Origin of the sequence: Agrobacterium sp. 33MFTa1.1 (genome assembly GCF_004328495.1) — a bacterium.
In the GTDB taxonomy this organism is placed as follows: Bacteria; Pseudomonadota; Alphaproteobacteria; order Rhizobiales; family Rhizobiaceae; genus Agrobacterium; species Agrobacterium pusense.
This window is the reverse complement of record NZ_CP036359.1, coordinates 1913529-1935190: the sequence shown is the minus strand read 5'-3', so window position 1 is coordinate 1935190 and position 21662 is coordinate 1913529. Positions and strand designations below refer to the sequence as shown.

Genomic DNA, 21662 nt, shown 5'->3' with positions numbered 1-21662 from the left:
CCTCTCTCAGTAACGGAACAGACGCGCGGCCAGCAATCTGGCGGCGAGCGTGACGATCTTGGCGATCACGTAATAGATGACCGCGGCGAGCGCGAAAAATTCGAAGGTGCGGAACGAACGGGCGTTCAAGGCCTGCGTGACACCGGCGAGATCCGTGTTCATGCCGACCGTGACGCCGAGCGAGGTCATGAGGATTGCCCAGACCATCTGGTTGGTGGCAGGCAGGAAGGCAACCCGCAGCATCTGCGGCAGGATGATCAGCCTGAAGGTCTGCATCGAGGTCATGCCGAGCGAGCGGCCCGAACGCGTCTGCGTATCCGGAATGGCCTTCAGTGCGCCACGGAAATTTTCCGCGAGATAACCGGCATTATTGAAGGCGATGCCAACCAGAAGCGCGGTATAGGGGCTCAGATGAATGCCGAAATTGCCGAGCCCGAAATGGGCCATGTAGATCTGGAACAGCGCCGGTGTATTGCGGGCGATTTCCACCCAGACCGAGGCGAAGGCGCCGAGGATACGGTTGCCCGAAAGCCGGAACAACGTCAGCACGATGGCGCAGGACACGCCGATGACCATCGACAGGATGGCGATCTGCAGCGTCACCACCGCACCGTCCAGAAGCTGCGGCAAAGCCTTCAGCGCCTGATTCCAGTGAAATGTGTAGTTGAACATAACCGTCTCACCTTTCAGAAACGATCGACGGCGCGATCATTTGACCGCGCCGTTTCCGAAAAGTCCTGATCAGCGATAAACGCCGTTGACGGTGAGCGAAGGCACTTCGCCGCCAACCCATTTTTTGTAGAGCTCGGCGTAGCGGCCGGTGCGAACCTGCTGATTGATGAAGAGGTTCAGGTAGTTGATGAAGCCGTATTCATCCCGGTTGGTGAAGAGCGCGACGTAATCGATGTCGTAAGGGGCCTTGCCGACCACCGAGATCCCGGCGAACTTGCCGCTCTTGACGTTGGACTGCGCAACGGTCGACGTGGAAACGGTGGCATCGATCTGCCCCTGGCTCAGGGCAAGGAACACATCAGCCTGGGTCTGGTAAGGACGGAATTCGCCGACGCCCCACTCCTTGACCGACTTTTCAAGCGCAATGGCTTCGAACGTGCCGGCGGTTGCGCCGACCGTCTTGCCCTTCATGTCCTCGAAGGACTTGACGCCGGACTTGTCGTTGGCGGTAACGGCCATTTCGAAGGCAAAGTAAGGCACGGTCATGCCAACCGTCTTGGCGCGCTCCAGCGTATCGGAGGTCGAAGCGACACCAACGTCGACGCGGCCGGACATCAGTGCCGGAATACGCTCGGGGAACGGCGTCTCGACGATTTCAGCCGTGACGCCGAGCGCCTTGGCGAGGTCGTTACAATAATCGACGTCGAAACCGATAGGATTGTTGGCGTCATCGCGCGCGCCCATGGGCGGGAAGTCGAGCACAACCGCGCAACGCAGCGTGCCAGACGAGATGATGTCGTCAAGCTTGTCGGCCTTGGCCGGTGTGATAGCGGAAGTGGCGGCCAGCAGGCCGGCGAAAATGACCGATTTTTTCATTCTTGATTTGCTCCCAGAATTGGTCTGCCCTTGAAGGCGCGGTCACTATTTCCCTGTGGGCCCGAGAAATCAATAGAAAAATACAATGAGTATACAAAAAGAATTTTTTGCATCTGCGAACTGATGAGGTATCGCGGATGATTACGCGAGCCGGCGCGGGGGAGCTGACAAGGTGGGCGAAACATTCAGCCTCCTTCATGCCGTTGCTTGTCACAGGAATCTAGCCAGCCCAAGTCTTTGGGCTGAAAGAGGCTTTCCGATGCGCAGACGCGCGTCGACTGCAATCCTGTGACAAGCACAGCAATGAGCGCTTAAGGTATCTTCGTGTTTGAGAGGGTGGCCCTCTGCTCTGACTGAGCTTCATCGAAAAGACACGTTGCAATACCCACACCTTTGTATACTTTATGTATTCAAAATGTGCGATCCCGACATCGGAGGATAATGATGAGCCACACCACCACCTTGACCATTGAAGAGCTTTCGACGCGGGTCGAGGCGATTTTCAGCAAGGCGGGCCTCAATACGGTGCAGTCGGGTGCATTGGCACGCGTCATCACCGCCGGCGAGCGCGATGCCTGCAAATCGCACGGCATTTACCGTATCGAAGGCGCGCTCCGCACCGTCAAGGCCGGCAAGGTCAATCCGGATGCGATACCTGAAGTGGCCGAAGACGATGGCACGGCCATCGTCAAGGTCAATGCCCATGGCGGCTTCGCCAACCCCGCCTTCGAACTTGGTCTGCCGGTTCTGGTGGAGCGGGCGAGACGCTTGGGCATCGCAGCACTCGTCGTCAATGACTGCACGCATTTCTCGGCGCTCTGGCCGGAAGTCGAAGGGCTGACAGAAAACGGTCTCGCCGGGCTGGTCATGTGCCCGAGCTATTCCACCGTCGCGCCCACCGGCGGAACCAAGCCTCTGCTTGGCACGAACCCCTTCGCCTTCGGCTGGCCGCGCAAGGGCACCTCCCCTTATGTCTTCGATTTTGCGACGTCGGTTGCGGCCCGCGGTGAAATCGAACTACACCGGCGGGCCGGAAAGCCCCTGCCGGAAGGCTGGGCTCTGGATGCCGACGGCAAGCCGACGACCGACCCGGAGGCGGCCCTTGCCGGTTCCATGCTGCCCTTTGGCGGCCACAAGGGATCGGCCATCGGCACCATGATCGAGCTTCTCGCCGGCATCATGATCGGCGATCTCACCAGCCCCGAAGCGCTGGAATTTCTCGGCACCACCACGCTTGCCCCCACCCATGGCGAGCTGATCGTCGCCTTCTCTCCCGAAGCCTTCGCCAAAGGCCACCCCGGCGATCCTTTCCAGCGCGCGGAAGTGCTGTTCGACGCCATCATCGGCCAGGGCGCACGCCTGCCGTCTGGCCGCCGCTTCACTGCCCGCGCCAAGTCCGAAAGCGAAGGCATCACGCTTACCGCCGCCGAAATGGCCGGGCTCGACCGGCTGCTGGAAAAGGGGCTGGACGCGGTTTCCTGATCGTTTGGATGGGGAAATGAAAAAAGGCCCGCAATTGCGGGCCTTCATAGCGACAACGTCACTCAGCTTTTTTTTGCGACTTCATAGCATCCCCGCACCGTCACCTCGGATTAAATCCGGGGTCCAGCGCGTGCAAGTCCTTGATCGCGGAAGAGACCTTTCACGACGCAGACGCGCCGTGGCTGGATGCCGGATCTAGTCCGGCATGACGGACGAGAGACATCAAACCTCATCACATGCAAAAAAGGCCCGCAGTTGCGGGCCTTTTGTTTTCACGTCAGCGACTGATCAGGCAGCCTTGCAGGCCTGCACTGCGCCCGGAAGCTTGCTCCAGTCGGCGTACCAGCTGTTGAACAGCTTGAACTGTGCTTCGACATAACCGCGCTGGCTGTCCGTCAGTGCATCTGTTTCGTTGAAGTGCAGCGTGTATTCCTTGTCGCCCTTCAGCACCATCATGTGCTTGAAATAGAGAACCAGATCCGGGCCCTCGTCGAAGGACGAAAGAACGGCCAGCGCCTGTTCCAGTTCCAAGGCGCGTGCGCGGGCATCGGCGTCACCCTTGGCGGCAGCCTGCGACAGCTTGCAGAGGTGGATGACTTCCTTCGGCAGCACGTTGCCGATGCCGGTGATGGCGCCGGTTGCGCCGCAATTGACGAAGCCGTGGAAGACAGCGGTGTCGACACCGATCATCAGCGTGACTTCATCGTCACGGCTGGTGATGTTTTCAGCCGCATAACGCATATCCGCCGGGCCGCCGAATTCCTTGAAACCAACGAGGTTCTTGTGCTCGGCGCGCAGCGCGAAGAAGAGATCGGCGCGGGTCGCAAAACCATAATAGGGGCTGTTATAGATGACGGCAGGGATTTCCGGTGCAGCCGAGAGGATTGCCTTGAAGTGAGCCTTCTGGGCGGCGATGACCGAACCGCGTGACAGAACGCGGGGAATGACCATCAGGCCCTTGGCGCCAACCTTCTGGGCGTGGGCGGCATGGGCAACGGCAGACGCCGTGTTGACCGCTCCGGTGCCGACGATGACGGGAACACCGGCCTTCACCAGACGCTCCACGCCTTCCATGCGCTGCTCGTCCGTCAGGAGCGGCCAGTCGCCCATGGAGCCGCAATAGACCACGGCGGACATGCCATCGGCGATCAGTTCCTTGCCCTTGCGAACAAGCGCATCGAAATCGGGGGTGCGATCATCCTTGCAGGGGGTCATCAAGGCGGGAATCACGCCGGAAAAAATGCTGGCCGTCATTACTAGCTCCTAAGGGACATGTTTTCGGGAATGGACGCACGTCCGCGCCACCCTTTCGAGAGGGACATTACTATCTTGTATTTTATTTGTCGACAAGAAATCGACAAGCTAAAGATTTATTTCCAGCCGTTCGTTTCGCACCAGCAATTTCTGCACCTGCCGGACGATCTGTTCAGCGTGCTCCCGCGCCAGCCTTTCAGAAAGAGCGATATCGCGTGCGGCAATCGCCTCGATCATCTCTTCATGATCATCGACAAAGCGCTTCGGCAGACGATCGTCATAGGACTGGTAATAAAGCCTGAGAATGCGCCGCCCCTCGTCCAGCAGCCGCTTGAACAGGCTGGTGAAATAGGGGTTGCGCCCGGCCTCCGCGATGGAAAGATGAAGGGCGGCGTTGGTGGAAATCATCGCCAGCGCATCCTGCTCCTCCACCGCAACCGCGAATTCCGCATTATGGGCGCGAATGCCAGCCAGATCTTCCGGACGGTGATATTGCGCGGCAAGCTGGGTCGTTACCCGGTACATCAAGACCAGCGCATCGAAATAGGTGTGCATGTTGAGGAAATCGATGTTCGACACCATGGTAGAGCGGTTCGGCAGCGTATCGATCAGCCCCTCGCCCGAAAGCCGTACCAGCGCCTCACGGATCGGCGTTCGCGACATCTTGAACCGTTCGGCAAGCTGCACTTCATCGATGGGACTGCCGGGTGGCAAGACGAGATCAAGAATCTCGTCGCGCAGCAGATCGTAGACCATCTTCACACCGGAGCCGCGCTTGCGCTCGGCAGAAGCAATTATATCCGTCATCATCAAATCCTTCTTGTCGACATAAAGAGTACTATTATATTTTTTCGTTATCAACGACGTGTCACCCGGTCGCTGGTTTGAATGGCGGAATAATTGTTCGAAAACAACAAAAAGCCGTCGCGAAAATTGCCCGCGACGGCTTTCGATCGTTCGGTTTGTGGCGCAGATGTCTTTATCGCGCTTTCACCGCCGAAGCGGCGTCTAGCGGCTTCCAGCGTCGATGCGACGCCTTAGTCGGAGATCAGATCAGTTCCGAAGGCCGGTGGCCACGACGGAAATCTTGAAAGCGCCGTCCAGCGTTGGATCGAACGAAGCGCCCATCACCACATCGGTTTCCTCGCTGACCGCCTCACGCACCAGCGTCATCGCTTCATCAATCTCGTAAAGCGTCAGGTCGTTGCCGCCGGAAATGGAGACCAGCGCGCCACGGGCTTCCTTCAGCGAGGGCTCGCCAAGCAGCGGATTGGCAATGGCCGCTGCCGCTGCTTCCGAAGCACGCTTTTCGCCCTTAGCCTGTGCGGTGCCCATCAGCGCCCGGCCGCCATTCTTCATGACGTATCGCACATCGGCGAAATCGAGATTGACCAAACCTTCACGCAAAATGAGATCGGTGATGCAGCGCACGCCGAGCGACAGCACCTTGTCGGCGGTTTTGAGCGCATTTTCGAAGGTGGTGCCGGCATCGGCAATGCGCAGCAGGTTCTGGTTGGGAATGACGATGACGGTATCGGCCGTGTTGAGCAGATTGGCGAAACCGTACTCAGCAGCCCGCATGCGGCGCACGCCCTCAAAGCTGAAAGGAAGCGTGACGACACCAACTGTGAGGATGTTCTTTGCACGGCAGGCTTCGGCAATAACGGGTGCCGCACCCGTCCCGGTGCCGCCGCCCATGCCGGCGGTGATGAAACACATATCATAGCCGCTCAGGTGATCCATGATCTCGTCGAGGGAATCGATCGCAGCCTGCCGGCCAACCTCGGGATCAGCACCCGCTCCAAGCCCGCCCGTCAGTTCTGAGCTGAGCTGCACGAGCCGTGGCGCATTGGTCTTCTTCAGCGCCTGCGCATCCGTATTGGCCGCGATGAAATCGACGCCGCCGATACCCTCGGCAATCATGTTGTTGATCGCGTTTCCGCCACCGCCACCAACACCGACGACGGCGATATTAGGAGTGTTGCGGGCAATGGTGGCGCGCGGAGACTGTGTCATCGTCTAATTCTCTTTCCAAATTCATAGGGTCCCGCGCCGGTTTTGACCGCGGCACGCGATTGATCGGTGGCGTTCCCGCTCTTCCTTCCTGGCGCGCGAAGGAGGCCGTAACGTCTTGAATTTCCATGTCAGCCTTAAGGACCGATTGCGGCCAAAAGACTGGTGCTCCAGCGGCGAAAGATGCGCTACGGCGACGTTCCTCCACCCTTCCCCCGGATGAAAACCAAACCGAATCAACTGCTTCGCTATCAAGAGGTGATAGCTCAAAAGGCACGTTGTTTACACTCCATTCACTATGTTTATCTCACTTTGGAACGAGTTGGCCCGCCGGGTGTTTGCCTGCCGACCGTGCTGAGGCGGCGGGTGATGAGATCAGACAGTCCCGACGCTCCAGATATTGTCGAAGCACCAGACGACCCCAAACCGCGGCGTATTTTTTCAGTTCGGTGCTTGGTAGCGTACTCAATGGAGGCAGGCATATGTTGGCAGACGTTTTGCAGAGTGAACCCGGCTTCCGCATGGAGCAGCCGCGGGTACTGATCGTGGAAGACGAGTTCCTCATCGCCATGGACATAGAGGATTCCATTCTTCAGGCGGATGAAGAGGCAGACGTCATCGGGATCGCCAACAAGCTGGATGATGCTGTGGCACTTGGCCGCCGCGCCGATATTGCCTTTGTCGACGTCAATCTTGCCGATGGACAAACCGGGCCGGAAATCGGGCGACGGCTTTCCGAAGAGCACGGTGTGGTGGTCATCTTCATGACCGCAAACCCCGAAGTCGTGGTCAATCTCGGCATCGGCGCCGGCGTCATCGCCAAGCCCGTTCCGCAGGATGCAGTCGAACAATGCCTCACTTATGCACTCGCCAGACGCGCAGGCACCCGTGCCGTGACGCCCATCGGCATGATGGCATTCGACTGAGATATACTGACGAGGAAAACGGCCAAAGACAAAAAAGCCTGCCGCGGGAGGAGGTGCGGCAGGCTTTCTGAAAAGATGAACAGCGATATGGGAGGAGGAAAACCGCTGTCCCCGGGGCAATCCTTTGGGAGGAGGAGTAGGATCACCCGCTTAACGAAAAGGATGTGGGAGGAGGTACATCCGTTTCGATGAGAGGAACATACCATTTCCCTGCGCATTTGACAGGCACAAGGTTGCAGCGCAGATATGCGTCGAGCGCATGGCATCCGTCACGAAGGACAATACCGGGCTCTTATCCGCTTCTCGCGGCCCCGGCCTTTACCGATTTCCCAACCTGCACGGAACCTCGACAGCAATCGAGAAGAATGTGGTGCAAGCGGCGAGACCGCCGCCTCGCTGTCGGACGCCCCCAATGAAGTGCCTTCATTTTCAAACCAAACAAAAACGCCCGCAAAGCGGGCGTTGAAGCATTCAGAATGTGGCGGTATCGCCCTATTTACTTGCCTACAGCGGCGCGAGCGACACTGGTGATCTGGCTGCGATCGATACCGAGATCGTGCAGTTCACGAGTGCTCATGCGGCCGAGTTCGGTGATGGTCTGACGATATTTGCGCCAATTGTTGAAGCTGCGTGCTACGTTCATGACATTACCCTTTCTGAGGTTTAGGTGACGTCAGTAACGTTTTCGTTCCGGCGTCCTTCGATGGCCTTTATATGCGCTTTCCAGTGGGGAATTAACAGGCAGAATAAGGCAATCCACCCATGCGTTAGGCGCAAGGGTTGCTGGCGCCGGTCTGCGTTGAAACAGAAACCTGGCTGAAATTCAGACAGTTCACAGGACCTTATAACGTCGCGGCGGCTCAGAATTTGTAGCGGACTCCGAACACGTTGGCGTTTGTGGCGCCCTTCATGTTGCCAAGTGTTTTGCCGCCACCGGAACGGTGGTGGAGGCGCCAGAAGAATTCCGTCGAGGAATCCTCGCTGAAAGACACGTTGATTTCCGGCCCCAGATAAAAAAGGACATTGGCGTTGCCGTCGTCCTTGATTTCCTGTTCGCGCTCGCGGCCCGGCTGCGCATCCGTAACAAGGCTGAGCCCTGCTGTAAAACTTGGGGTGATGAACAGTCGCTCTCCAAGCCTGATCTGTTCATAACGCGCGACCGGGCCCGCCCACACCTCGCCGGTGAAGCCCTTGCCGAACCTGACGGCCATGCCGACCTCGCCGCCCAGTTTTATATTGCCGATACGGTAAGGATAGAACTGATAGCCGCCGCCGATGACAGCGTTTCTTTCATAGTCCACGGGAATAAGCGCCGCGCTTTTCAGCATGTCTTCTTTCGTCATGGGGCCAGCGAAGCCGAATATCGCCTCACTCGTCTCAGAGGTCATATCCTCCGACGCGAAAGATGACGTGGCAGCCAGTGCGACCATGGCTGCCGTCGACAGACGTGCTGCAATATTCATCGTGCTACTCCTGAACAAAGCTCGCTTTACCCAGCCGTCCTCATAGGCATAATCGCGGAAGGCGAACATACCGTTACCGAACACAATTAATTCAACTTACGTGGAATCGGCTGAAACATGCGCGTGATCCCGATGCTGTCAGCGCAGGAAACGCCTGAACCGGCGAAGCGCAAAAACGAAAAGAGCCGAGCCGATGGCCAGCAGCGCCACCAGTTGCGGCCAGACCACATCCAGCCCCGCCCCTCTGAAAAGCACCGATTGCGCCAGGATGATGAAATGGGTGTTTGGCGCAAGAAGCATGATGTACTGGATGATATCAGGCATGCTTTCGCGAGGCGTCATGGCGCCGGACAGCACCTGCAACGGCAACAAAAACAGGATCAGCAACATGCCGAATTGCGGCATGGACCCGGCGACTGTCGCGAGAAAAATTCCCATGGAAGTCATGGCGAAGAGTTGCAATGCCGTTCCGAGCAGGAAAAGAGAAAGCGAGCCTTCGATGGGAATGGCAAGCAGGCCCCTCACCACCACGAACAGCGAAAATGCAGAGGCCACCAGCACGACCAGCCCCATGGACCACACCTTGCTGAGCATGATTTCCAGCGGCGTCACTGGCATGACCAGCAGATGCTCGACCGTTCCGTGTTCTCGCTCGCGAATGAGCGCCGCGCCCGTCAGCACGATGGATAGCATGGTAATGGCGGTGATGATGTTGTTGATCGAGCCGAACCAGGATTTGTCCAGTTCCGGATTGAAGCGGGAACGTAGCGTGAGGTCCACCGGCACCGAGGTCGCGCCGCGATAGCGGTCGACATACTCCTGTATTTCGCTCGTCACGATGCTCTGCACGTAACCGCCACCGCTGAAAGCCTGGCTCATGCGGGTGGCGTCGATATTGAGCTGGATGGCCGGCTGCTGTCCGGCCATCAGCCGGCGCTGGAAATCCGGTGGAATGTTGAGCGCGAAGGTATCGAGGCCCGCATCCATGCGCTTGTCCATTTCAGCGATGGAAATCTGCTTCGGCGGGGAGAAATAGGGCGGATAAAACGCCGTGCTGATGCGGCTGGAAAGCGGCGACTGATCCTCATCGACAATGGCGATGGCCGCGTTGTTCAGCGTCTCCGGCAGCGCGCTGGAACCGGTATAGATCTGCAGCGTGAAGGCATAGACGATAAGCAGCATCAGCATTCCGTCTCGCGCGAGACCGCGCAGTTCCTTGATGCCGAGCTGGAAGATGTTGGACGAAAAAAGCCTCATGACGCCTGCTTTCTCAAAAGTGCAGCGCCGGCAATGAGGAGCAGTGGAATGGCGATGAGAAGCGGTAGAAACGAGCCGGAAAGTCCGGCGAAATCCAGGCCCTTGGAGAAAGTTCCGCGCGAAATGGTCATGAAATAGGTGGCAGGATAGACGTTGCCGATAAAGGCGCCCGCCCCCTGCAGCGACGAGACGGGATCGATCATGCCCGAATATTGCGTCGCCGGAATGAGCGTCAGAAGAGCCGTGCCGAAGATTGCGGCAATCTGGCTCTTCATGAAGGAAGACATGAGGAGGCCGATGGATGTGGCGATGATGACATAGAGCAGCGCGCCCGTCGCATAAGCGAGATAACTTCCGGTGAACGGCACCTGAAAGATGAAGACCGCAAATGCCGTCAGAAGCACGAAATTGAGCATGCCAAGGGCGACATAGGGAAGCTGCTTGCCGATCAGGAATTCCAGCCGCGTGGTCGGCGTCACGTATAGATTGACGATCGAACCGAGCTCTTTTTCCCTGACGACGCTGAGGGCCGCCAGCATTGCGGGGATGAGCATGAGAAGCAGCGGAATGACCGCCGGCACCATGGCGACAAGGCTCTTGACGTCGGGATTGTAACGATAGCGCGCTTCGATGCTGAAGCTGCTTTGCGTGGCCGCGCTGCCGTAAATCTCGGCGGCCTTCCGCGCCAGCCATGTCTGATGCATGCCCTGCACGTAACCACGAACGGTCTCCGCCCGCTGCGGCATCGCGCCGTCTATCCAGGCCCCCACCTCCACAGTCTTGCCGCGCAAGACATCGCGGCCAAAGCCAGGAGGAATTTCAATGGCAAGGCTCAGTTCGCCATCACGCATCCGCCGGTCCATATCGGCATAGTCCCGGATAGGTTCCTTCTCGATGAAATAACGCGAGCCGGCAATGTCGAGCACGTAATCGCGGCTGATAGTGGTATCGTCGCGATCCAGCACCGCGAAAGTCAGGTCCTCGACATCGAGATTGATGCCGTATCCGATGACGAACATCAGGATGACGCTGCCGAGCACGGCCAGCGTGCCGCGAATGGGATCGCGCTGCAGTTCCAGTGCCTCGCGGCGCGTATAGCTGAACATGCGCCTGAAATCGAAAAATCTCTTGCGGGTGGGCGCCGCATGTTGCGTCACCTGCACGTCCGCTGCTGCCACAGATGCTTTCGCAGGCGCGCCCCTCGTAACCCCGGAAGCATCTTCCAGATAGGCGACGAAAGCCTCTTCAAGTGTTGCGGCATTACGGCTTCTGGTGATCGCATCGGGCGTATCGCTGATCAACACCTTGCCGGCATGCATCAGCGAAATCCGGTCGCAGCGCTCCGCCTCATTCATGAAATGGGTGGAGATGAAGATGGTGACATTATCGTTGCGCGAGAGATCGGCGAGGATTTGCCAGAAGCCGTCCCGCGCCACCGGGTCGACACCAGAGGTGGGCTCATCGAGGATGAGAATATCGGGCGAATGGATCATCGCCACCGCCAGCGACAGCCTCTGCCGGATGCCAAGCGGCAGGTCGTCCGGCAGCGTGTCCATGACCGCGCCAAGATCAAAACGCTCCGCCATTTCGGCGATACGCGGTTGAATTGCCTCTTCCGGCAGCTTGAACAGGCGGGCGTGCAGATCAAGGTTCTGCCGCACCGTCAGTTCGGAATAGAGCGAGAAGGCCTGGCTCATGTAACCGACGCGGTGTCGGATCGCCATGTCGCTCGCATCCACCTTGTGTCCGAAGAGCTTCGCCTCTCCTTCGCTGGCGGCCAGAAGCCCCGTCAGCATCTTCATGGTGGTGGATTTTCCGCAGCCATTGGAGCCGAGAAAGCCAAAAATCTCGCCGCGCGGAATCTTGAAGCTGACATTGTCGACGGCGGTGAAATCGCCGAAACGCATGCTGAGGTGCGATGCCTCGATGGCATAATCACCCTCACCGGTCGGCTTTCGTGGCGCGATATGGACTTCGTGGTAATCCTTGCGCTTTTCTTCGGGAAGAAGCGCGATGAAGGCGGCGTCGAGATTGGGTGCCGCGGTGCGGTCGAGAAGTTCGGCGGGCGAGCCGGTGGCAAGAATCTTGCCGCCATCCATGGCAACCAGCCAGTCGAAATCGGCGGCCTCCTCCATATAAGCCGTTGCGACGATGACGCTCATGCCCGGACGCCCGGCACGGATAGAGTCGATCAGTTCCCAGAACTGCCGCCGCGACAAAGGATCGACGCCTGTCGTCGGCTCGTCCAGGATCAGCAGGTCCGGGTCGTGGATGAGCGCGCAGCAGAGCCCCAGCTTCTGTTTCATGCCGCCGGAGAGCTTCATCGCGGGACGATCGGCAAAAGGTTCGAGGCCGGTGCTCTTCAGCAATTCGGCGATACGCGCCTGCCGTTCCCTTCCGTCCTGTCCGAACAGCCGGCCGAAAAAGTCGATGTTTTCAAAGACCGACAGGGTGGGATAGAGGTTCTTGCCAAGGCCCTGCGGCATATAGGCGATACGCGGGCAGGTATCCTCGCGGTGGCGCGGATCGGACATGTCGCCGCCCAGAACCTCCACCTTGCCCTTCTGGATGGCGCGCGCGCCCGAGACCAGCGACAACAGGCTCGATTTGCCGACGCCGTCAGGCCCGATGAGCCCTATCATCAGCCCGGCGGGTATCTCGACCGATATGTCGTCCAGCGCAACCGTGCTTCCGAAGGTCAACCGCACATCGGTCAATCGCGCAACGGGTGCGTTCCTGTCATTTGTTTCGGGAGGCGCGACCATAGCGGCCACCCTCACTTGACGAGATTGCGTTCGAGATTCTCCGGCCAGGCGGCCTCCGGATCAAGCCGGACATAGGCCATGCCGGGCAGCCCGGTTTTCACATATTGAATATATTTCTGCAGAAGTTCCTGGGGGATTTGCGCCCGAACCCGGAATGTGAGCTTCTGGCGTTCCTCTTCGGTCTCCACCGTTTTCGGCGTGAACTGCGCGACATCCGCCACGAAGGACACTTTTGCCGGAATGGTGTATTGAGGGGCGGCATCCAGTATCAGTCGAACATCAGACCCCATGGACGTGCGGCCAGCCTCGGCCGTCGGCAGGAAAAACGTCATATAGACATCGCCGAGATCGACGAGGTTCAGAACCCTTCCACCGGCGGACAGCACTTCTCCGGGCTGGGCGATGCGATATTGCACGCGACCGTCGCGGGGCGATTTCAGCGTCGCATCGGCTATGTCAGTCTCGATGCTCTCGATGTCAGCCTGCGCGGCGTCCACCGCCGCTTCGGCGTCGACGATCTGCGCCTTGGCGGCGTTGATCGCGGCGTCTGAAGCCGCAAGCGAGGCCTGCGCAGAGGCGAGCGTTGCGCGGGCGGACTGCTCGGCGGCCTCGCTGTCATCGACGATCTGCTGCGAGACCGCATTGCCCGTCAGCAATTGTTTCGAGCGTGCATTGGTCTTGGAGGCGGAATCGAGCTGGGCCTTGCGCTGTTCCACCACCGCAAGAGCCGACGTCTTTTCCGCTTCACGCTGGGCGACAAGGCTGTGGGCCGTGTCTATTGCTATTTTCGCACGGCGAAGCTGCGCTTCCGCCTGGCGTTTCCTCGCCTCCAGCTGGGCCGTATCCATCTGCGCCAGAACCTGTCCGGCCTTCACGAAATCACCCTCACGGACCATAATATCCTGAAGGCGGCCGGCGGTCTTGGTGGAGATATCGATCTCGACGGCCTCGATGCGGCCGTTACTGGCCACGAAACCCGAAGGCAGGCCCTCGGTCGTCAGCTTCGACCAGGCGAAATAGGCAGCCACGGCCAGAACCACAACCGCCAGACCAATGAGCAAGCCCTTTTTAGACATCCGTCTTCCCCATGAACCCTTCAGGTTTCAACCGTAGTACGATAAAACCGAAGAAGCCAGCCACCATCACGTTCATAATTCGTACCTGGTATTTCCCGCACTGAAAGCGGAATAACCGGTTTCCGGAACTGTCTACGCGAGAGAGCGGCTTGCAGCCTTGACACAAGTCAAGCGGCGAAAGCATTTTATGGAGAGCGTCATCAAGGCACCCCCCGGTTCGCCGGCTGTTAACCGGCTCACCTTTGAGAACACCGACGGCACCAAGCAATCATACCGATGCCGCGCCATCCCCTCGACAATCGGACGTCATCCTCGAGCTTGTCCCGAGGATGACAGAGTAGGGTCTTCTATAGCGCTTGCGGAAGGATGATGTGGGCTCGCTGCACACCTCCGATCCGTTGTGGAGGGCGATGATGTTTACACAGCCCGCGCCCGTTTCACCTCCGCCTGCGTCCATTCCGGCAGCCAATCGCTATGGGCCAGCAGCAGATCGTCCACCAGCGACCAAATCTGATCGAGATCGAGTTCCGCCGCAGTATGCGGGTCCATCATCGCGGCGTGAAAGATGTGGTCGCGGTTTTCGCTCATCAACGCCCGCACGGTCAGCTCCTGAACATTGATGTTGGTGCGCATCAGCGCGGTGAGTTGCGGTGGCAATTCGCCGATGAAGGTGGGCTGCACGCCGTTATGATCGACCAGGCACGGCACTTCCGCCGCGCAATCCGATGGCAGCGAGGTGATGCATCCATTATTGCGCTGGTTGCCGTAGATGACGGAGGGCTCGCCGGTCCAGACCGAATTGATGATCGAGGAGGCATATTCCTTCGACTGCTTGACCTCGATCTTTTCGGCCGAGCGATAGGCGGCCGCCTGGCCCTTCCAGCGCTCGATCTGTTCGATGCAGCGCTTGGGATATTCATCGAGCGGAATGCCGAATTTCTCGATCAGGTCTTCGCGCCCCTCCTTGATGAAATAGGGCGTGTATTCCGCGAAATGCTCGGAGCTTTCGGTGACGAAATAACCGAGCCTCGTCAGCATCTCGTACCGCACCTTGTTGGGGCAGCGCGGGTTCCAGCCGGGTTTTGGCGCGCGGCCTTCGCGATAGGCGCGCACGAGATCGGGGTAAAGGCTCCTGTAGCTGCCATCGGGCTGGCGATGCTTGAATTCCAGGAAAAACGCCATATGGTTGATACCGGCCGAACGGTAGCGGATTTCCTCATAGGGAATATCGAGATCATGGGCGAGTTCCATCGCCGTGCCCTGCACGGAATGGCAAAGACCCACCTGCCGGATCGTCGGGTATTTTTCGGCAATCGCCCAGGTGTTTATCGCCATGGGGTTCACATATTGCAGCATGATGGCATTCGGGCAGACGGCCAGCATGTCCTCGCAAATCTTCCAGAGGTGAGGCACGGTGCGCAAGCCGCGCATGATGCCGCCGACGCCAAGTGTGTCAGCAATGGTCTGGCGCAGCCCATACTTACGCGGCACTTCGAAATCAGTGACCGTGCACGGCTCGTATCCGCCAATCTGGAACGCCACGACAACAAAATCCGCGCCGGAAAGCGCCTTTTTCTGGTCGGTATAGGTCTCGGCCTTCGCCTTTGCACCGAGCGTCGAAATCAGCTTGTTGACCACGATGGCGCTTTCTTCCAGCCTTTCACGGTTGATATCCATCAGCGCGATTGTGGCGCCGGAAAGGGCCGGACGCTGCAGCACGTCACCGATGATGTTCTTCATGAACACCGTGGAACCTGCGCCGATGAATGCAATCTTGGGATCTCTTGCCATGTCTACCTCCGGCAATTGGGAATTCAAGCGATTTCGAAGGCGGCTCGCACAAGCCGCTGTGTATATTCAGTTTTCGGCTGACTGAGAACGTCCTCGACAGGCCCTTCTTCGACAATTTGCCCGCGTTGCATGACGATGACGCGGTGGCAGAGGGCGCGGACCACTTTCAGGTCGTGGGAGATGAACAGGTAGCTCAAGCCACGCTCATCCTGCAGCTTGCGCAGGAGATCAATGATCTGCGCCTGCACGGAAAGATCGAGTGCGGAGGTCGGCTCATCGAGCAGGATGAATTCCGGCTCCAGCGCCACTGCGCGGGCAATGGCGATGCGCTGGCGCTGGCCGCCGGAGAATTCGTGGGGGAAACGCGAGAGGATGTTACCGGGCATGCCCGCCGCCTCCAGTGCGTCACGCACCCGGTCCAGCCTTTCGGCTTTCGTTTTGCCGAGACCGTTGATGATGAGGCCTTCCTCGATGATCTGGCCAATGGTCATGCGGGGGTTGAGCGAGGCAAAGGGATCTTGAAAGACGATCTGGATGCGCGAACGCAAGGGGCGCATTTGCGCGCGGGAGCGGCCATCCACCCTTTCGCCATCAAAAATCACCTCGCCTCCGACAGGCTCGTTAAGCCGCAGCAGGGATTGGCCGAAGGTCGTCTTGCCGGAACCGGATTCACCGACAAGCCCCAGCGTCTCGTGCCGCCTCAGCGTAAGGCCGAGGCTGTCGACGGCGATCAGTTCCTTCAATTCCGGTTTGAACAGCCCGCCGTAACGCATCATGAAAGAAACGCGCACGCCGCTCGCCGTCAGCAGCACGCCGGAATTTTCCGGCAGCGGCTTTGCCGTTCCATGCGGTTCGGAGGCAAGCAGCCTTTTCGTATAGGGGTGCTGCGGCGCTGCAAACAGCTTCTCCGTGGTGTTGTGCTCGCGCATCTCGCCGTGCTGCATGACATAGACGTAATCGGAGAACTGCTTCACGATCGTCAGATCATGGGTGATGAGCACCACGGCCATGCCGCGCTTCTTCTGGAGATCGCGGATGAGGTTGAGGATCTGCGCCTGCACCGTCACATCGAGCGCGGTGGTTGGCTCATCGGCAATCAGCACGTCGGGATCGTTGGAAAGCGCCATGGCGATCATCACACGTTGCCGCTGGCCGCCAGACAGCTGATGGGGATATTGTTTGAGCCGCGCTTCTGGTTCGGGTATCTGCACCTGCCGCAGAAGATCGAGCGCCCTCGCCTCGGCCTCTTTCCGACTCAGTTTCGAATGAACGCGGATCGCTTCGACGATCTGGCTGCCGATCATATAGATCGGGTTCAGCGAACTCATCGGCTCCTGAAAGATCATCGAGATGCGGTTGCCGCGCAGCGCCCGGCGCTGGCGCGACGAGAATTTCAGGATGTCGTCGCCGTTGAAGCGTACCGTTGCGGATTTCGAGACAGAAGCCCGCTTCGTCAGAAGGCCCATGACGGTGCGGGCGGTGACCGATTTTCCCGAACCGGATTCGCCGACGATGGCGATGGTCTCACCCCGGTAAAGCTGGAAGGAAATGTCCTTCACGGCCTCCACCGTTCCGTGTTCCACCTTGAAGGTCACGGCAATGTTGCGGGCATCGATGATGGCGTTATCCTGACGATCATCGGCGTCGAAGCGGATGGCGGGGGCGAAGGTGTTGTTCAGGGCAGCTACCATGTCACGCTCCTCTCAATAGGGGTCAACGGCATCGCGCAGGCCGTCGCCCAGCGCATTGAAGGCAAAGACGGTGACCAGCACGAAACCGACCGGAGCAAGAATCCAGGGATAGGAGCCGATGACCGAATAGGTCGCGGTATCCTGCAGCATCAGCCCCCAGGAGATCAGCGGCGGCTTCACCGCAAAGCCGAGGAAACCGAGGAAGGATTCGAGCAGCACGACGCTTGGAATATGCAAGGTCACGGCAACGATCACATGGCTCATCACATTCGGCAGGATGTGCTGGAAGATGATGCGCCTGTCGGTGGCGCCGACAGCGATCGCCGCCCGGACATAATCGATCCGCGCCAGTGCCAGGGTCTTGCCGCGCACCTCGCGCGACATCTGCGCCCAGCCAAGCGCCGACATGACACCGACCACGAAGACGAGGAAAACGGTAGTGGGTGCGGTTACCGGGATGAGTGAGGTCAGCGCAAGGTAAAGCGGCAATTGCGGGAAAGCGAGCACCACTTCGACAAAGCGCTGCACCCAGGCATCCAGCGGCCCGCCGAAATAGCCGGAAATCAGACCAACACTGGTGCCGATGACGGTGACGATGGCGACGACGCTTAAGGCGATGGCAAGCGATATGCGTGAGCCATAAATGGCGCGCGACAGCACGTCGCGCCCGAACTTGTCTGTTCCGAGAAAATGCACGGGCTGGCCATCGGTTGAGCCGAAGAAATGCCGGCTCATCGGAATAAGACCCAGAAGTTTGTATTCCGCACCCTTCACAAAGAAGCCGAGATAGACGGGATTGTCGTAATCCGGGCCGACGATAGGCTGGAAGGTGACCGGATCGAGCTCTTCCGTCTCCGCAAGGGCATAGACTCGGGGCGCCAGGCTGAAATTGCCGTCCTTGTCGGTGAACCGAACCACTTGCGGCGGTGAAAAGCTGCCATGGGTTTCAAGCGGGTTCATCGGCGCAAAGAAATCCGCGAAGACGGCAATCAGGATCAGCAAGACGACAAGGACCAGGCCGACCATGCCGGTAAACGAGCGCCGGAGACGCCGCCAGACCAGTGCGAGATAGGTCTCGTTACCATGGGTGGAGCGGTCGGTTTTTGCCGCGACGGCGGTTTCGGTTTTCATCTCGTCAAACGCCATCATCTCAGGCCCTCCCGAATTCGCGGACGCGCGGGTCAAGCATGGCGAGCAGCATATCGGCGATGATGTTGCCGACGATCAGCGTGGCAGCCAGCACCATCATGAAAGTCGCGGTGACATAGACGTCACCCACCGCCATGGAGCCGACGATGGCCGGGCCGACAGTCGGCAACGCGAAGATGATGGCGGTCTCGATCTCGCCACTCAGCATGTAGGGCAGCACGACGCCCTGATACATGACGAGCGGGTGCACGGCATTCGGCACCGCATGGCGCATGATGACGGCGCCCTCCGAAAGCCCCTTGGCGCGGGCCGTCTCGACATATTGCGCATTCAGGGTATCGAGCAGATTGCCGCGCATCACCCGCATATTGTAGGCGAGCCCCCCGAAAACGGCGATGGCGACGACCGGCCAGACATGGCTGACCAGATCGACGAATTTCGCCCATGACCACGGCGCACCGCCATATTGCGGTGAAAAGAAACTGCCGATCTCCGACACATCGAAATGAAATACCATGAGGTAGACGAGGATCAGCGCCATCAGGAAGCGCGGGATCGTCATGCCGAGGAAGGCGATGGTGGAGAGCAGGTTATCGAGCCAGGAATATTGCCGTGTAGCGGCCCAGATGCCGAAGGCGATGCCAAGTACCGATGCGAAGATGTGGCAGACCAGCGCCAGCGCGATCGTGCGCGGCAGGCGTTCGCCAACCACATCGGCGACCGGCTTGTTGTAATAAAAGCTGTAGCCGAAATCGCCGCGAGTAATGATACCGCCGATCCAGTTGAAATATTGAACGACAAGCGGCTTATCGAGCCCGTGTTCGATACGGTAGGCCTGCGCCTGCGCTTCCGCCTGTTCGAAGGAAGCTCCGCCCTGGTTCATCAGTTGCGAGCGGATGTAGTCCGCGTAGTCGCCGGGCGGCGCCTGAATGATGGCGAAGGTCACCACGCTCAGGATCAACAGCACCGGAATGGCGGATGCCACGCGTATCGTCAGAAATCTCAGCATCGAACGGTCTTCCTCGGTTTGGATTGGCCGTGTGTTGCCGGCCGCGCTTCACGCGCGACCGGTACCGGGTGTGCTCCGGGAGGAGTTCTTCAGGTTTTCGTACTTCCGGACATAATGGCGTTACGCACCTTTACCGGAAGCTTCAGTTGATCGGCCCGCCCTCGCCCGGCTTGCCGGGAAGCTGCTCAGGGAAAAGTTCGTATTTGCCCTGCCTGTCGGCCGCGACCCACAGGCGTTCGCGGATGATGGCGTCTTCGGCCCAGTTGAACATGAAGATCGGCGTACCCTGCGGCACATTGGAGAACCGCTTGTTGACGATGAGCGCACCGGGATATTCGGTGAGGCCAATCGTGTAGAGGTTCTGCGTATAGACCTTCTGGTACTGCTTCATCAGCTCGGCCCGCTCGGCATTGTCCTGCGAAGATATGAACTTGCGCACAATGTCGGCCATGTCTTTTTCGAAGGGCATCAGGTCCAGTTCCTTGCCTTCGGGTGCGCGGTGGTTCCAGCTGGTGCGCGGCCCGACAGGGGCCAGTTGCTCGGTATTCTGCACCACGGATGAAAGCTCGGTGGAATTGCGCCGCACCAGCCAGTCAAACTGCCCGCCATAATGGGCGGCGTCACGCTGGTTTGAATCGAGGCTATTGATGACGACGCGAAGCCCAAGTTTCGCCATCTGGCCGACAAGACCTTCTGCAAGGCTCTTGTCCGTCGCATAACCGTTGTTGACGAGAAGGGTAATCTCGACATTACGGCCGCCAAGCGTTTCCTTGGGGAAATTCAGGAAACCGTCGCCGTCAGTGTCTTTCAGGCCAATCGAAGCCAGCGCCGCCTTGGCAGCCTCGAGGTTGAAGGGGTAATAGACCGTCGAAGCACGATCATAGAAGCTTGTCCCCGACGAAATACCACCCGGATAGATCGCCGTGAAAGGCCCCTTGACGAGCGAGTCACCGATCGCCTTGCGATCAAGAGCGGAGGTGACGGCCTGGCGGAACACCTCGTTACGGTTCAGCTCACGAATGGCCTGCCCGCGCTCATCCGGATTGCCCCAGCCATTGGCGGAAAAATTCATCTGCAGATTATAGCCGATAAGGCGCGGTCCAAAGGCAAGGCGGGCTGGCGCATTGGGGTCAGCGGCGCGTTTCAGCGAGGCGACGAAATTCTCCGGCTGCTCGAGATTGGAGAAATCGCCCGATCCCGCTACGGCCTGCACATCGCGGTCCGCCCAGGTAGAAAGCTTGTAATGAACTTCATTGAGATAGGGCAACTGCTGGCCTTTCTCGTCCACTTTCCAGTAATAGGGGTTGCGCCGCAGCACGATGAGATCATCCGGCCGATAAGAAACCGGCACCCATGCGCCCATGACCGGCATGTTCATATACTCAGGCGGGAACGCGTTCTTGAACTGGTTATAGGTGTTCTTGGAATATTTCGGATGCTGGGGTTTCAGAATATGCGACGGCCCGGGGCAGAAGCTCGGATAGGCCATGGTGTAGAGATATTGCTTGGGGAACGCCGCCTTGAAGGTCCATTCGACGGTATAGTCATCGATCTTCTTCAGCGTCGTTCCTTCACCGAAAGCCTCAGGCGATGCACCACCGCCAAGCGGTGAGACATTGGGATCGATGACGGCGTCTTCCCAGTAGAACATCACGTCATCGGCGTTGAAGGGCTCGCCATCCGACCATTTCGCACCCTTGACGAGATGCATCGTCAGCTTGTGGCCATCTTCCGACCACTCCCAGCTTTTCGCCAGATTGGGCAGCGGCTCGGTATCCTTGGCATCTACCTGGAACAGTGGCGCGGTGCGCGTCAGGCACTCGGAAAGGGCGATATCGATGCCGCCCCAGCCCTGGCTCTGGCCGGCAATATAGTTCCAGCCCTCCGGCCTGCCGCCGACCACATGGCGCATCGTATCGCCGTAGACGCCCATGCCGTCGGGCATATTGCCTGTTTTGTGGACTAGCGGCTCCTCGGGCAGGCGCTCTTTCAGCGGCGGCAGCTTGCCGGTCTTTTCGAATTTCTCGGTAATCCAGCCGGGTTCGCTGTAGCTTGGCAGCGCCTTGAATTCGAGGATCGAGTCGCGCGCCACATAGTTGATCTTGCCTTCGGCCGGAAATTGCGGCGGCTCGGGCGGCGTCGTGGTCTCGAAGGCATTCGCATTGAGTGCGATCATCGAAACACCGAACCCCAGTGCCGAGATGATACCAATCCTGCGTTGAAGTAACATCGTCATTC

At 58.9% G+C, this 21662-nt stretch carries 17 protein-coding genes; 2 read left to right on the top strand and 15 right to left on the bottom strand.

The window, feature by feature from the left end; all coding sequences use genetic code 11:
- Window positions 1-6: 6 nt before the first annotated feature.
- Window positions 7-672, bottom strand: coding sequence for an amino acid ABC transporter permease (locus tag EYD00_RS22620; RefSeq protein ID WP_004444628.1), 666 nt, complete (start codon window positions 670-672; stop codon window positions 7-9).
- Between the two features lie 69 nt (window positions 673-741).
- On the bottom strand, window positions 742-1548 hold the full coding sequence (locus EYD00_RS22615) for an ABC transporter substrate-binding protein (RefSeq protein ID WP_004444630.1): 807 nt from the start codon (window positions 1546-1548) through the stop codon (window positions 742-744).
- 444 nt (window positions 1549-1992) lie between these two features.
- Between EYD00_RS22615 and EYD00_RS22605 the strand changes: the two genes are divergently transcribed.
- On the top strand, window positions 1993-3030 hold the full coding sequence (locus EYD00_RS22605) for an Ldh family oxidoreductase (protein WP_034497914.1): 1038 nt from the start codon (window positions 1993-1995) through the stop codon (window positions 3028-3030).
- A gap of 288 nt (window positions 3031-3318) precedes the next feature.
- Here EYD00_RS22605 and EYD00_RS22600 read toward each other — a convergent pair whose 3' ends face one another.
- From EYD00_RS22600 to ftsZ, 3 genes are all read right to left on the bottom strand, one after another.
- Window positions 3319-4284 (bottom strand): dihydrodipicolinate synthase family protein, encoded by a 966-nt coding sequence (locus EYD00_RS22600; RefSeq protein ID WP_006700297.1) that lies wholly within the window; start codon window positions 4282-4284, stop codon window positions 3319-3321.
- A gap of 108 nt (window positions 4285-4392) precedes the next feature.
- A complete protein-coding gene (locus tag EYD00_RS22595) occupies window positions 4393-5091 on the bottom strand; it encodes a GntR family transcriptional regulator (RefSeq protein ID WP_004444640.1) in 699 nt (232 codons plus the stop codon).
- 246 nt (window positions 5092-5337) lie between these two features.
- Complete coding sequence (gene ftsZ, locus EYD00_RS22590; RefSeq protein ID WP_004444641.1) at window positions 5338-6300, bottom strand: cell division protein FtsZ; 963 nt, start codon at window positions 6298-6300, stop codon at window positions 5338-5340.
- Window positions 6301-6779: 479 nt separating this feature from the next.
- Here ftsZ and EYD00_RS22585 point away from each other — a divergent pair, with 479 nt between their 5' ends.
- Window positions 6780-7223 carry a response regulator gene (locus EYD00_RS22585; protein WP_006700295.1) on the top strand — a complete coding sequence of 148 codons (444 nt, stop codon included), beginning with the start codon at window positions 6780-6782 and terminating at the stop codon, window positions 7221-7223.
- 496 nt (window positions 7224-7719) lie between these two features.
- Here EYD00_RS22585 and EYD00_RS22580 read toward each other — a convergent pair whose 3' ends face one another.
- From EYD00_RS22580 to EYD00_RS22530, 10 genes are all read right to left on the bottom strand, one after another.
- On the bottom strand, window positions 7720-7866 hold the full coding sequence (locus EYD00_RS22580; RefSeq protein ID WP_004444643.1) for a DUF1127 domain-containing protein: 147 nt from the start codon (window positions 7864-7866) through the stop codon (window positions 7720-7722).
- A 217-nt stretch (window positions 7867-8083) separates the two neighbouring features.
- Complete coding sequence (locus EYD00_RS22575) at window positions 8084-8686, bottom strand: hypothetical protein (RefSeq protein WP_034497916.1); 603 nt, start codon at window positions 8684-8686, stop codon at window positions 8084-8086.
- A 138-nt stretch (window positions 8687-8824) separates the two neighbouring features.
- Complete coding sequence (locus EYD00_RS22570) at window positions 8825-9943, bottom strand: ABC transporter permease (protein WP_034497918.1); 1119 nt, start codon at window positions 9941-9943, stop codon at window positions 8825-8827.
- Window positions 9940-12708, bottom strand: coding sequence for a ribosome-associated ATPase/putative transporter RbbA (gene rbbA, locus EYD00_RS22565; protein ID WP_081859464.1), 2769 nt, complete (start codon window positions 12706-12708; stop codon window positions 9940-9942). Before rbbA ends, EYD00_RS22570 begins: the two co-directional genes overlap by 4 nt.
- Window positions 12709-12719: 11 nt before the next feature.
- Window positions 12720-13784: an HlyD family secretion protein gene (locus EYD00_RS22560; protein ID WP_034497923.1), complete on the bottom strand. Its 1065-nt coding sequence runs from the start codon at window positions 13782-13784 to the stop codon at window positions 12720-12722.
- A gap of 417 nt (window positions 13785-14201) precedes the next feature.
- Window positions 14202-15575, bottom strand: coding sequence for an alpha-glucosidase/alpha-galactosidase (locus tag EYD00_RS22550; RefSeq protein ID WP_034497926.1), 1374 nt, complete (start codon window positions 15573-15575; stop codon window positions 14202-14204).
- A gap of 23 nt (window positions 15576-15598) precedes the next feature.
- On the bottom strand, window positions 15599-17266 hold the full coding sequence (locus tag EYD00_RS22545) for an ABC transporter ATP-binding protein (RefSeq protein WP_034497929.1): 1668 nt from the start codon (window positions 17264-17266) through the stop codon (window positions 15599-15601).
- 12 nt (window positions 17267-17278) lie between these two features.
- Complete coding sequence (locus EYD00_RS22540; RefSeq protein ID WP_034497931.1) at window positions 17279-18415, bottom strand: ABC transporter permease; 1137 nt, start codon at window positions 18413-18415, stop codon at window positions 17279-17281.
- Between the two features lies 1 nt (window position 18416).
- The gene (locus tag EYD00_RS22535; protein WP_034497933.1) at window positions 18417-19424 is read right to left on the bottom strand and encodes an ABC transporter permease; all 1008 of its coding nucleotides are present in this window, start codon (window positions 19422-19424) and stop codon (window positions 18417-18419) included.
- A 142-nt stretch (window positions 19425-19566) separates the two neighbouring features.
- Window positions 19567-21654 (bottom strand): ABC transporter substrate-binding protein, encoded by a 2088-nt coding sequence (locus EYD00_RS22530; protein ID WP_034497935.1) that lies wholly within the window; start codon window positions 21652-21654, stop codon window positions 19567-19569.
- Window positions 21655-21662 lie beyond the last annotated feature (8 nt).